This window comes from Anabaena sp. CCY 9613, assembly GCF_963920895.1.
Taxonomy (GTDB): domain Bacteria; phylum Cyanobacteriota; class Cyanobacteriia; order Cyanobacteriales; family Nostocaceae; genus Cyanocohniella.
The window spans coordinates 161249-173720 of record NZ_CAWUDE010000004.1; the positions used below are offsets into that span (position 1 = coordinate 161249).

General features: G+C 40.8%; 11 protein-coding genes and 2 pseudogenes. 7 read left to right on the top strand and 6 right to left on the bottom strand.

The annotated features are described in order from the left end of the window. The first annotated feature begins 527 nt into the window (after window positions 1–527). Both ACM0OT_RS06220 and ACM0OT_RS06225 read left to right on the top strand, forming a co-directional pair. A complete protein-coding gene (locus ACM0OT_RS06220) occupies window positions 528–1313 on the top strand; it encodes an RNA polymerase sigma factor SigF (protein ID WP_414544945.1) in 786 nt (261 codons plus the stop codon). 219 nt (window positions 1314–1532) lie between these two features. Further along, window positions 1533–1679 (top strand): annotated as a pseudogene (locus ACM0OT_RS06225) (IS701 family transposase); the annotation flags it as partial. A gap of 62 nt (window positions 1680–1741) precedes the next feature. Here the strand turns inward: ACM0OT_RS06225 and ACM0OT_RS06230 are convergent. Together ACM0OT_RS06230 and ACM0OT_RS06235 are read right to left on the bottom strand one after the other, a co-directional pair. Continuing rightward, window positions 1742–2197: a cupin domain-containing protein gene (locus ACM0OT_RS06230; RefSeq protein ID WP_414563533.1), complete on the bottom strand. Its 456-nt coding sequence runs from the start codon at window positions 2195–2197 to the stop codon at window positions 1742–1744. Between the two features lie 21 nt (window positions 2198–2218). Further along, window positions 2219–2989, bottom strand: coding sequence for a cysteine hydrolase family protein (locus ACM0OT_RS06235; protein WP_414563534.1), 771 nt, complete (start codon window positions 2987–2989; stop codon window positions 2219–2221). Between the two features lie 154 nt (window positions 2990–3143). Here ACM0OT_RS06235 and ACM0OT_RS06240 point away from each other — a divergent pair, with 154 nt between their 5' ends. Further along, window positions 3144–4541 carry an amidohydrolase gene (locus ACM0OT_RS06240; RefSeq protein WP_414563535.1) on the top strand — a complete coding sequence of 466 codons (1398 nt, stop codon included), beginning with the start codon at window positions 3144–3146 and terminating at the stop codon, window positions 4539–4541. Between the two features lie 56 nt (window positions 4542–4597). Here ACM0OT_RS06240 and ACM0OT_RS06245 read toward each other — a convergent pair whose 3' ends face one another. Beyond that, window positions 4598–5062: a hypothetical protein gene (locus tag ACM0OT_RS06245; RefSeq protein ID WP_414563536.1), complete on the bottom strand. Its 465-nt coding sequence runs from the start codon at window positions 5060–5062 to the stop codon at window positions 4598–4600. A gap of 219 nt (window positions 5063–5281) precedes the next feature. On the opposite strand from ACM0OT_RS06245, the gene ACM0OT_RS06250 reads away from it, so the two are divergent. Further along, window positions 5282–7300: a glycoside hydrolase family 10 protein gene (locus ACM0OT_RS06250; RefSeq protein WP_414563537.1), complete on the top strand. Its 2019-nt coding sequence runs from the start codon at window positions 5282–5284 to the stop codon at window positions 7298–7300. On the opposite strand, the gene ACM0OT_RS06255 is transcribed toward ACM0OT_RS06250, so the two are convergent. Further along, the gene (locus ACM0OT_RS06255) at window positions 7297–7446 is read right to left on the bottom strand and encodes a hypothetical protein (RefSeq protein WP_414563538.1); all 150 of its coding nucleotides are present in this window, start codon (window positions 7444–7446) and stop codon (window positions 7297–7299) included. The two genes, ACM0OT_RS06250 and ACM0OT_RS06255, sit on opposite strands and share 4 nt — an antisense overlap. A 239-nt stretch (window positions 7447–7685) precedes the next feature. On the opposite strand from ACM0OT_RS06255, the gene ACM0OT_RS06260 reads away from it, so the two are divergent. Next, on the top strand, window positions 7686–7988 hold the full coding sequence (locus ACM0OT_RS06260; RefSeq protein ID WP_414563539.1) for a hypothetical protein: 303 nt from the start codon (window positions 7686–7688) through the stop codon (window positions 7986–7988). Window positions 7989–8004: 16 nt separating this feature from the next. Then, window positions 8005–8159: pseudogene (locus tag ACM0OT_RS06265) on the top strand (metallophosphoesterase); the annotation flags it as partial. Between the two features lie 311 nt (window positions 8160–8470). Here the strand turns inward: ACM0OT_RS06265 and ACM0OT_RS06270 are convergent. Both ACM0OT_RS06270 and proS read right to left on the bottom strand, forming a co-directional pair. After that, complete coding sequence (locus ACM0OT_RS06270; RefSeq protein WP_414563540.1) at window positions 8471–8917, bottom strand: GNAT family N-acetyltransferase; 447 nt, start codon at window positions 8915–8917, stop codon at window positions 8471–8473. Between the two features lie 97 nt (window positions 8918–9014). Further along, window positions 9015–10823, bottom strand: a complete 1809-nt coding sequence (gene proS, locus ACM0OT_RS06275) for a proline--tRNA ligase (RefSeq protein ID WP_414563541.1) — start codon at window positions 10821–10823, stop codon at window positions 9015–9017. A gap of 68 nt (window positions 10824–10891) precedes the next feature. Between proS and ACM0OT_RS06280 the strand changes: the two genes are divergently transcribed. Further along, on the top strand, window positions 10892–12283 hold the full coding sequence (locus ACM0OT_RS06280; protein WP_414563542.1) for a 1-acyl-sn-glycerol-3-phosphate acyltransferase: 1392 nt from the start codon (window positions 10892–10894) through the stop codon (window positions 12281–12283). The last annotated feature ends 189 nt before the right edge of the window (window positions 12284–12472 follow it).

The following is a 12472-nucleotide window of genomic DNA, read 5'->3' on the forward strand; positions in this document are numbered from 1 at the left end:
CCTGCTGCTGGTATGAGCCGTTGACAAAATTGCATCCCCAGGTAATTAACTCAGACTAGAAGTAATCTCCTCCAAACAAACTGTGGTGAGGGTGAACTACTCCCAGGTAACTGGTGTATTACTACCCTTATCGCTCAAGACTTGCCGCATCACCCGTAGATGCAAAACGTCTGCTCACAGAGTAGGGGGATTCTTCTTGACCCTGTACTGTAATAGGTTTCGCTCATCATACAAAATAGCTGTGAAGTAATTAATGCATTTTTCAGCATAAATAGCTATCTTTTATAGCAAAAAATCAACATTTCGTTGTAATTAATTTCTAACTAGAAAAACAAAATAACTAATAACAGATGAAAGTCCCAATTCATGCGTGTATATACTGATTGGCAAAGTAGGTTTCTTCGTAAATTCAGTAAAACGACGATGGTTTATTCAGCGTTGACTAAGGAAAATAATGACAGATTTGAAGGCAATATACGTAACTCCATTTTTTTCCATAAAAGGAGTTCAACCAAAGGAATTTTTATATGGCAACAAGCGAATCCTCTATGCGAATTGATGGTATGGAGTTATTGCACTTATACCACCAAAATCCCTCTATTAAACTTCGTAATCAACTGGTACAGTTACATACTGGTTTAGTTCGTAAGATGGCACATAAATTTAGTCATCAATGTAATGAACCTTATGAAGATTTAGAACAAATCGGTTATTTTGGTTTAATTAGAGCTATTGAGCGCTTCGACCCCAGCCAAGGATATGCGTTTAGTTCCTTCGCTGTGCCATATATTCGAGGTGAGATGCTGCACTTTTTACGCGATCGCAGTACTCTATTAAAAATTCCTCGGCGTTGGCAAGAACTCTACAATGAGGGGCAAAGAATTCGTAAAGAATTATCTATTTCTTTAGGTCGCTCTCCCAAAGATTCAGAAATTGCCGATGTACTTCGCGTTTCTGTACAAGAATGGCAAGAAACTAAATTAGCAGCACAAAATCGGATGCCTTTAAGCTTGGATGCTACCGCAGTCCATTACGTTGATTGCCAAATAACTTTAGGCGAAGCACTTCCTTGTCCTCGTTCTACAGCCCTTCAACAACAAGACGAAGAACGGCAACAATTACAAGGGGCAATCAGTATGTTAGAAGAAAAGCCCCGCATGGCAGTTGAGATGGTATTTTTAAAGGAACTTTCTCGCAAGGATGCTGCTAAGAATATTGGTACTAGTCCCATGACAGTTACGCGGTATTTGCAAAAAGGTATTCAGGATCTCATTGGCTATTTGCAACCACAAGTAATGCCTACAGGGTCTTGAAGTGGGTAGATGGGGGAGATGAGGGAGATGAAGAGGATCAGGGGCAATGATTTAGAAGTTTATCAGGCAGAATCAGCAGCAACTCAAATTTCCCATAGCAGATAACGCCGTAGGGGTCACTTACCATCGGTTGCACCATTTTTTAACCGAAGTACCTTAGTTTATTACCAAAGTCAATAAACGCCGTTTAGAGATGATGAAATTGTCTCACCCCAATTGATAGTTGATACTTATGGGGCAAGAAATGGGGTAGAAGTTTTTTATAGATAAGCCAAGGTTTGGTTAGGGTTAAAATAATATCATGTCCGAAATAAAAGAAATCTAACTCTACATTTTATCTTAGTTTTTTGTGCATATAGTTTTATCAAGTTTAAGTTCCGTTAATAGTAGCCCACGTAGGTGGGCTTTTTACATCTGTTCCCACTTGATTAACAAGGCATCAACGCATCTAATCTCCCCAATACTGCCATATCTTCTGCATCCAACTCCACAGGAATACCACTACGAATTAATTCCGAAAAATCTTCATTGGGAACCATTACAGTCAAAGTATACAAGCGAGTATTTCCTGTATTTTTCAGCAAATGAGTACCAGTAGGAGGTACTAATAAACTATCTCCAGCTTTAATTGGAACATTCTTGCCGTCACAAATAGCTATTCCTTCGCCTTTCAGGACAAAAAACATTTCCACCGCCCACTGATGACGATTTGGTGGTGTTTGACCCCCAACATCAAAAATTTCTACACAACAAGTTAAAGAGGTATTGGCATTAATAGAATCGAAAATAATTGCCAGCCGATTGGAGTCATGTGGACTGATACGATATGTTTGATAGTCTTTGGGTGACTTGATAATAGGAATTACACATCTAGTAGCGTGCATATTTATCCCCTAATTCGTAATTCAAGACTTCAGTGCTGTTAAAACTGCTTGTGAATCTGTAACAAAACCGAAACATTGCTTAATGTTGTACAAAGTTGCCAGCCAACAATATTCAGGAGAAGTGGTAGCGGTGCAATCTTTGACTAAAATGCAGTCATATCCTAAAAAGTTGGCGTCACACAGCGTGGTCATTACACATTGATCAGCATTGACACCCCCAAATAATAGTGTCGTTATTCCCAAGTTCCGCAGAATACTATCCAAAGGCGTATCCCAAAAACCACTCATGCGGTATTTATCCACACAAATATCTTCTGGTAACTGTGGGAGTTCGTCTACCACCGCCGCCGCCCAACTACCCGCCATCAGTACTTTAGCACCGTTGCTAGGTAAAGGATCACCAAGCCCCACACCGTCGCCTGTAGGGTTGTAGACGTGATGCGAAGCCGCACTAATATTTAATAAGTCTGGACGATTTCCCCAGTTTACCCAAATTACAGGTACACCGATGGCCCGTAGTTCTGGAAGTAAGTTATTTAAAGGTGGGATGGGTTGACGTGCTGGATTGACATCTACACCAATATGTGCAAGCCAACCATCAGGGTGACAAAAGTCGTTTTGCATATCAATCACTAGGATGGCAGTTTTGGCTAAATCCAGGTGCAGAGTTTTAGTTTCTGTCGATACTGTAACAGGTAGGGGGGACTTTGGCGGACGAGTAATGTCTGCAATGTCCTGATTCACAGCCCAAGCGTTTGGTGCGACTCCCAAAGTCCGAAATGACGGATTCATAAATGACAACACACAAGACAGTACTTAAATTTGTAACCCGAATTGCTATTGAAAGTGCGATCGCTTCATTAAGGTTAAAAAGTTAAGTGAGTCCTAGTTTTGCTACTCAAGTGTTACTCATAGAATAGTTGAAATCTAGTGATAGAGGTAAATTGTGAATTTCACTATCGAAAATGTTTTGATTGCTGATGAAAATGCCTACACAACCGTAAATGTGCAGGTTGCAGACAATAAGATAGTTGCCATTGCACCTAACCTCGATGTCATCGGTACTACCGTTGATGGGAGAAATAAGCTATTACTCCCAGGTTTCGTTAACGCTCATACCCATTCCTCGGAAATGTGGCAACGGGGGATTATGTCAATTTTTCCCTTGGAATTATGGTTGGCAGAATTATATGACTTTGCGCCCCTGGATTTAGAAAAAGTTTATCTCAGTGCTTTAGGTACAGCCGTAGAAACTTTACTTTCCGGTGGGACAAGTGTGGTAGACCATTTGGTGTTAATTCCGGGACAAGAGTTAGCCACCATCGCCACGGCTGTTCGTGCTTACAAAGAAGTGGGGATTCGGGCTTTTATTGCGCCCCTAATTCAAGATGAATCCCTCACCGCCGGTATACCCTCTGGGGAATCAGCACAAAATCATGAGCCTTATTTTCGCTCAACTGCGGCCACGTTGGAAATTATGGAAGAGGTCATCAAGCAGTTTCATCGCCCGGATGAGGGTGTGAGTATGTTAGTTGCACCTACAGGGATTCAGCTGTGTACCGATGCCTTATTTACAGGATGTATTGAGTTAAGCGATCGCTATTATATTTGTCGTCACTCTCACTTGCTGGAAACTAAGGCCCAAGAAAAACTCGCCCAAGAAAAATACGGTTGTACTGCTGTTGAACATCTTCAACGTATTGGTTATTTGAGCGATCGCACTTCTTTAGCCCATTGTGTCTGGTTAAGTGATAATGATATTGCTATTCTGGCTCAAACCCAATCTACAGTTGTTCACAATCCTTTAAGTAATTTGCGTTTAGGCAGTGGTATCGCCCCGATTTTAAAATATCGCCAAGCTGGGGTAAATGTCTCTTTTGGTTGTGATGGTGCTTCTAGTAATGATTCACAGGATTTGCTGGAAGCCATTAAAATTGGTTCTATTTTGCATAATATTACAGACTTAGATTATCAGCACTGGATTACTCCCCGCCAATCTGTAGAAATGGCATCTTTGGGCGGTGCTAAAGGACTAAATGTAGCTGATAAACTTGGTTCCCTCACTGTAGGTAAACAAGCTGATTTAGTTCTCTATGATTTGACTAATTTATCGTTACTTCCCCGGACAGATCCCATTGGTTTATTAGTGTTAGGACGTCCCGCAAATGTTGTGGCTAGTGCGTGGGTGAATGGTAAACAAATTGTGGCTGATGGTCAAGTTACCACAATTAATGTTGATCAATTACGGCAAGAATTATTTAAGCATAGTCAATGGGAGACAAAGCGTAAGTCTCAAACGGTTGCCCAAATTGAGGCACATTACCGCAAAGTTATGGATTTGTGAAATCTAGGGAGTGGGGATTAAGGAATAGGAAATGTTATCCTCATTATTCCCCTCATTTATCTTTTTGACTGATATTTAACGTAACCTAATTGCCAATTTTGTGCTTGCTTTAACTGATTTAACTTGCCTTGAGCAATTAGCTTTAAAGCAATACGAGTGTTTAATTGCCCCTTGATTATGGTGTAATATTTTGGCTGTTCAACTCCTGTGAATACTTTGCCAGTATTGAAAAATTGTCCACAGTAAAGTTCAGTTCCCCGGATTGATACTGTGAATAATCCGTCACTTCTATATCCATTGGGAATGGCAAATATAGCATAGACATTGTGCGGGCCGCGCCAAGGTTGAACTACTAGTTTTTCTGGATGTGTGTAGTATTTTTCACCTGAGGCAGATCTAAACGCATCTGCTTGACACCTAACTACAGGCGGTTTTTCGGCGATGTAAGAGGAAACATAAGAAAATCCTAGAACTCCAAATAAGCTCAGGAAAAATAATAAGTAGAATATTAATTTTTTCACTTGCACTTGACTAGATACTGGATTACTTCATGTAACTTCATATTTTAGCGAATCATTACGATAATGCGGTAAGCGCAGTTATGCCGTTAGGCTGATCGCACTGAATCTGAGCCACTTGTATATGTCATCGGGCAACTGTGAAAATTTATCCGATATCGCTTGCATGTTGCTAAATTAACAAAGAATATTAGAACCAAGCACAGTTACTTACAATCTATTATGGTATCTACTACTACACGCTTCCTTGATGTTCAAAACCATTGGGCGCTTCCATTCATTGAAGCCCTAGCAGCACGGCGGATTTTGAATGGCTATCCTAATGGAACTTTTCGTCCCGATAATTCCGTGACTCGCGCTGAGTTCGCAGCCATAATTGGGGCGGTGTTTACAATGCCACCGTTGCGGAAATATACTCCTTTTGTGGATGTCCCAGCTAATCACTGGGCTATAAGTGCCATTCAAAAAACTTATGAAACGGGATTTCTCATCGGCTATCCTGATAGGCGTTTTCGTCCCAATGACCGAATTTTCCGCAGCGATGTTTTAGTTGCTTTGGTCAATGGCTTGAACATTGCGGCTGATATCAAACTTGATTTGTTGAGTGCTTTACCACAAATTTATCAAGATGCAGATAAAATTCCTGGTTATGCCAGAAGTCAAGTAGCTATTGCTACTGGTATAAATTTAGTGGCGAGTCATCCCAATGTAAAATTACTCAACCCAACTGTAGCGGCAACTCGCGCTGAAGTATCAGTGATGGTATATCAAGCTTTGGTGTATTTGGGGCAGATAGAAAAAATAGCTTCCAACTTTATCATAGTGCCACCGCTAGCCGTGCCAACGTCGGGAACTGTAAGTGTCAGTCATCAGCGAGAGTTTCGCGCGGCCTGGGTAACAACAGTGTGGAATAGTGATTGGCCTTCCAAAGCGGGACTTCCTGTAGCCCAACAGCAAGCGGAATTTCTAGAAATTCTCAATCGCCTCCAAACCCTAAACTTTAACGCCTTAATTTTGCAAGTGCGACCAGAGGGAGATGCTTTATATTCTTCCCAATTAGAGCCGTGGAGTGCTTGGCTGACGGGAACTCAAGGTAGAGCACCAGAACCATTTTATGATCCTTTAGAGTTTGCGATCGCAGAATGTCACAAGCGTAATATTGAACTTCATGCTTGGTTTAATCCTTACCGCGCCAAAACTAGTCTCACAGCTAGACCCAATGCCCGTCCCCATATAGCTTTAACCAATCCCGATGTAGTTTACCAGTGGGGTACTCAGCTATGGATGGACCCAGGAATCAAAATTGTCCAAGATAGAGCTTATAACGTCATTATGGATGTTGTCAGTCGCTACGATTTGGATGGCATTCACCTAGATGATTATTTTTACCCTTATCCTATCCAAGGACAGACTTTCCCCGATGATAAAACCTACGCAGCATATAGGGCTACAGGTGGTGGACTTAGCTTAGGTGACTGGCGACGAGAAAATGTCAATCAAATGGTGCTGCGTCTATTTCAGGGAATTAAAGCTACAAAGCCCCATGTCAAATTTGGCATTAGTCCTTTTGGGATTTATCGACCTGGACAACCACCAGGAATCACTGGCTTAGATGCCTATAATGTGCTTTATGCAGATGCTAAAAAATGGTTAGAGCAAGGCTGGATTGATTATATGGCCCCCCAACTTTATTGGCGCACTGATCAAACAGCTCAGAGTTACCCAGTCTTACTGCAATGGTGGACAGGAATTAATCCTCAACGACGACACATATATGTAGGTAATACTCTTAGTCAACTCGATGGTAAGGCCTGGAAAGATGAAGAAATTGATAAACAAGTAAAAATTACGCGCAACCTTGTAGGAAACCTAGCATTAGGAAATATTTTCTTCAGCATGACTCCGATTAATCAAAATCGTCAAGGCATTGCTGACAGATTCCAAAATTCACTTTATGCTAGTCCTGCAATAGTACCTACCATGTCTTGGCAGAATACAGTTACACCACCGCCCCCGAAAGAACTACAAGTTAACAATCGTCGGTTAAGTTGGCAACCAGGCGATAATCAGCCTGTTCGTTCTTGGACTCTATACCGCCAAACTGGTACTACTTGGATACTTCAGCGGGTTTTGTCTGCTGGTACAACTTTCGCCACTGTACAACAAGCTGGAACCTATGCCGTATGTGCGGTTGATAGATTGGCAAATGAGAGTTTAGGAACAGTAATTACAGTCAGTTAAGGAGTTGCAAATTCAAAAACATTCCCAAATTTTTTGTAGAGCAGGCATCTTGCCTGCTTATCACCAGAGGCTAAATCATTTTTTACTATTTCAATTTCTTGACGCTTTTGATAAATAAAATCTTTTTCAGCTTCGCGTTGTCTCATAGTCTCTTGATGAACTTTTTTAACCCTTTCTATCGCAGGGTAAAACAAAAGCTACCTAAAATCTACTACCAAAGGTGAAATTTTATTTATTGCTTTAGGATAATTTAGTTTTTAGAAAACCCTTTTATAAATAAAAATATCAATTAAGATATCATTTCAACTTAGTAACCTGACTTGATTTTTCATAACCTCTAATATTGTCAATCAACTATCATTTGATCAAATAAAGGAGTAGGATAATGGCTGAAATAACAGATTTAGGATTTCATCGTATTGATACAGAATTACTTATACAAGACATAACTCCGAGGCAGGCGGAGACTCTTTTGGGAGGTTATTGGCAACCTCATGAAGATTATCCTTATGCTTATATAATCAATATTACTAAAAATCCGAGTCAGGCCGAAACCAGTCAGCCCGAAATTAAATCTCTAGGTACTGTTAGTAATAAAAAAGAGATCAATAGTATAGATAATTCTAGGAAAACTTACGTAAATGGCGTTCCAATAAAAGGGGAAAGAAATATTATCATCGCATACTGATAATTTTACTATATTGGGCAAATGGCCTAAAGTTGTCAAGCATTGGGAATGGGCACAGGATTGTATCCGGTGGGAGCTAACAAGCTGTATGTCAATCGGGGTCTGGGCACTTTTCCGCCTGGATGCTTGTTTTGCCCTCCAGAAGTCACAGAAATTACCCTCACGGGATGACAAGATAGCTGAAATATAGTCAAAGCAATGAATTTATAAAACAGCAAACGCTTTTACGCCCATTATGGGCTAGCTAATGCTGAGTATCGAGCCTATCCCATCCCATCGCCAGTGCTAAGAAAAATCCCTAGTTCCTAAAAATTTACAGCAAACTTCTGACTTAACTATTACCAACCTTTATTACTACTTCCAAATTCGGGATGAATCGGAAGTTGAGTAAGCACAAGCAGTGTAGGTTATAGAGTTGGAATAATCTCAAACTTCAAAATCTGCCTCAACTTTTGAATCCAAAATAGGCAAGACAAACAATATTACTCTGATTTATCATTTTTTTGAAAAAAATTAATATCATTGCCATCATATATCCACATTGGTTTGACACCCTGTGAATGCTGGAAACCAAGTTTTTGATAAAATGGGACAGCATTATTTACTGCCAGTAATATTTGCTGATGAAAATTAATATAACGGCTTTGCAACCGCTTTAGAATTTCGCGCCCTATACCTCTATTTTGATATGACGGTAACACTAATAAATGAGGATAATAAACAACTAATGCTCCATCTGAGATGGCATTACCAAGACCAATTAGCAAATTCTGATGCCATGCTGAAATAACTGTGTGCGAATTGCCAAGAGCTAATAAAAGTTGTTCAGGCTTCTCTGCTGATGACCATCCACATTGTGCATAAAGATTGATGACTTGATTACGCGTAAGTTCTGCTTTATCTTGATACTCAATTTCTGCAAAATTCATAATAACCTGTAAGTGGCAATAGCAATTTCAGGAAATTTTAGTTTAAAAAAAATCATATTTATGGCAGGCAAGATGCCTGCCCCACAAGAGTTGTGTTTTATGCTTCTACTTCTTCTTTAATCCATTGTTGGAGTGTATTAATAACTTCTTCAATGGCTATTTCTTGGGTTTCATGGGTGGCGCGTTTTACTACTTCAACTTTGCCATTATTAATTGCCCGACCTGTAACTATTCTGTAAGGTATCCCAATTAAATCGGCATCTTTGAATTTTACCCCGGCTCGTTCATCACGGTCATCAAGTAATGTTTCTACACCTGCTTTGTTCATTTCAGTGTAAAGTTTTTCGGCAATTTCTACTTGTTTAGCATCTTTGATGTTGGGAATTGTGACGATCGCCTGATAAGGTGCGATCGCAACTGGCCAAATAATACCGTCTTTATCGTAAGATTGCTCTACGGCTGATTGTGCCAACCTGGATACACCCACGCCATAGCAACCCATGAATAGGGGATTTTCTTCACCCTGTTCACTTGTATATGTTGCATTCATTGCTTGGGAATATTTCGTACCCAGTTGAAAAATGTGACCTACTTCAATTCCTCTGGCGGTTTCTAGGGTTTGCTCTGGATTATGCACGGCGCGATCGCCTGGTCTAGATTTGCGTATATCTACTTTTAATTCTGGTAGCTTAAATTGCTCATTCCAGTTTGCTCCAACGACGTGATAGCCAGTTTCATTGGCACCTGTAACGAAGTTTTTTAAGTCAACGACTGTTTGATCAACTAACCGCAAAAACTGGGAATGCAATTGTTTATTAGCAGTAATATACTCATTGCCAATATCAGGAGCAATATAACCTAAAGGTAAAGATTTACTAGCCCATTTAGCTTGAGTTTCGGCATCGGGTACATCTAAAGAAATAATTGTTTTCGCACCGTAATTGGTAGCTAGTTTTGTCAATTCATTTTGTAATTTCACTTCATTGACTTCTTGATCACCCCGAATATTCACTAGCACCAATACAGTTATGCCATTGTCGTAAACTGTTTGGTAAAGGACATTTTTGACAATTTGAGTGGGAGAACACTTGAGAAAATTACACAATTTTTCAATGGTGTCTGTTCCTGGTGTTTCCCGTTTTTCATAGCTGGTAAACGGTGAAGTTTCGGCATCAATGGGTAAAGAAACGGCTTTTTCCACATTGGCGGCGTATTTACCATCTTCGGTGTAGAGAACCTCATCCTCGCCAGCATCCGCTAACACCATAAATTCTGTAGAACCAGAACCACCAATTGCACCCGAATCAGCTTCCACTGCCCGAAATGCTAACCCAGAACGCCGGAGCATATTACTATAGGCTTGGTACATATCTTGGTAGGTTTCCTTGAGGCTGGCTTCATCGGTATGGAACGAGTAGCCGTCCTTCATAATAAATTCTCGTCCGCGCATCAACCCAAAACGGGGACGAATTTCATCGCGGAATTTAGTTTGAATTTGATATAAATGTAGCGGTAGTTGGCGATAGGAGCGAATCATATCACGGGCAACAGTCGTGATTACTTCTTCATGAGTCGGCCCTAATCCTAATTGTTGTTCACGACGGTCGATGAGGGAGAACATAATTCCCTCGGCTTTGGTGTAGGTATCCCAGCGTCCCGACTCTTTCCACAACTCAGCAGGTTGTAATTGTGGTAAAAGACATTCTTGTGCGCCTGTGGCGTTCATTTCTTCCCGGACAATTTGGGAAACCTTTTGTAGTACTCGCCACATCAAAGGCAAATAAGCATAAACACCGCTACCGATGCGACGAATGTAACCTGCACGCAGTAATAATTTATGACTGGGAATCTCAGCATCAGCTGGATCATCCCGCAGTGTAACGAATAACATTTGTGACAGTCGCATCGTGTTTTTCCCTTTCCAGAAGTAATCGGTTAAATTTATAATTTTCCATCCATCAGGAGCAAATTACCTTGTCAAATGTAATTTATCAAGCACAAGCACCCCTAGAATTTATTCCCCCAGCCTTTAATCCTCTAATTTTGAGAGGTTTTCATCTGTTGCTACCGAGTTGGATTAACTGGCAAACAGCTATTACCCAAATTGAAGCAGATAACGTAGAGGTTTTGGTGGATCTTTATCGTCAGTTTCAAGAGGGAAAAATCCGCTTTATGCTGGCATTTCGTCATCCCAAAACAGATGATCCGTTTTGTTTGGGCTACTTGTTTTCTCAAATTATGCCCAAAGTAGCACGCCAGCAGAATGCAGCCTTACAACTACCAATTCATGCTCATTTTATCTACGATCGCGGCATTCCTCTATGGGCTGGTGCCTATACCGGCTGGATTGCTTCGCATTTGGGTGGGACTTCCATTCAAAGGGGTAAAGCTGACTGGACGGGGTTACGTTCGGCGCGGGACTTGTTTGCCAATGGCAAATTCCCGATGGCGGCGGCGCCAGAAGGTGCTACCAATGGTTTGTCGGAGATCATCAGTCCTTTGGAACCAGGGATTTCCCAATTAGGCTTTTGGTGTGCAGAAGACTTGCAGAAACTAGGACGCTCTGAACAAGTTTTAATTGTACCAGTTGGGATGAAATATAGTTATGTGGCGGCTCCTTGGAAGGCGATCGCAGATTTATTAAGTGAATTAGAAGCGGCTAGTGGTTTAGTGGTGAATCCCAAAGAACAAAGTCAGCATCCCTGTTTAGAATCGCTGTATCCCAGGTTATTAACTTTAGCTGAACACCTACTTTCTTTGATGGAAAAGTTTTATACGCAGTTTTATCATCAAACTTTGCCGGATACCAAAACAACGGCAACAGAAACCAGTAATCGTAATGAAATCTTAGCCATGCGGTTGCAAGCTTTATTAAATACAGCCTTACAAATATCCGAACAGTATTTTAACTTACAGCCGAAAGGTGAATTAAGCGATCGCTGTCGGCGGGTAGAGCAAGCTGGCTGGAATTATATATTTAGAGAAGAGTATAAGGATATCAAAACATTATCACCTGTAGAGAAAGCCTTAGGCGATCGCGTTGCCAACGAAGCCAATTCCCGAATGTGGCATATGCGATTAGTAGAAAGTTTTGTGGCGGTTTCTAGCAGCTATATCCGCGAAAAACCCACAGTAGAAAGGTTTGCGGAGACAACTTTAATTTTATGGAAGATGATTGCCCGAATTAAAGGTGATAAAGCCACCCAACTTCCCCAACTAGGTAAGCAAAGGGTGAAAATTACCATCGGTGAGCCGATATCAGTATCTGAGCGTTATCCTGTGTATCAAGAAAATCGATTAAATGCGAGGCAAGCTGTTGCTGATTTGACCAATGATTTACAACAGGCGATGGAAAATTTAATTTGAGAATGATTCAGTTTAGAGTGTCAATCTATCCGTAAATTCAACCTGGAGTCGTTATTTTCCAGTGTTTCCCACATTCTAAATGTATGATCAGTCGCATTAAGATAAGGAATATGAATTAAATAACATGCAAGTCTAGTTTTTGATCTCACCCCGCCTTTGACTTGCGTCAAAGTCTCCCCTTACCAAGGA

Excerpts from the sequence above, each read along its gene's own strand:
- ACM0OT_RS06220 (WP_414544945.1), top strand. The coding sequence starts at position 528 with ATGGCAACAAGCGAATCCTCTATGCGAATTGATGGTATGGAGTTATTG.
- ACM0OT_RS06230 (WP_414563533.1), bottom strand. The coding sequence starts at position 2,197 with ATGCACGCTACTAGATGTGTAATTCCTATTATCAAGTCACCCAAAGAC.
- ACM0OT_RS06235 (WP_414563534.1), bottom strand. The coding sequence starts at position 2,989 with ATGAATCCGTCATTTCGGACTTTGGGAGTCGCACCAAACGCTTGGGCT.
- ACM0OT_RS06250 (WP_414563537.1), top strand. The coding sequence starts at position 5,282 with ATGGTATCTACTACTACACGCTTCCTTGATGTTCAAAACCATTGGGCG.
- ACM0OT_RS06255 (WP_414563538.1), bottom strand. The coding sequence starts at position 7,446 with ATGAGACAACGCGAAGCTGAAAAAGATTTTATTTATCAAAAGCGTCAA.
- ACM0OT_RS06260 (WP_414563539.1), top strand. The coding sequence starts at position 7,686 with ATGGCTGAAATAACAGATTTAGGATTTCATCGTATTGATACAGAATTA.
- ACM0OT_RS06270 (WP_414563540.1), bottom strand. The coding sequence starts at position 8,917 with ATGAATTTTGCAGAAATTGAGTATCAAGATAAAGCAGAACTTACGCGT.
- proS (WP_414563541.1), bottom strand. The coding sequence starts at position 10,823 with ATGCGACTGTCACAAATGTTATTCGTTACACTGCGGGATGATCCAGCT.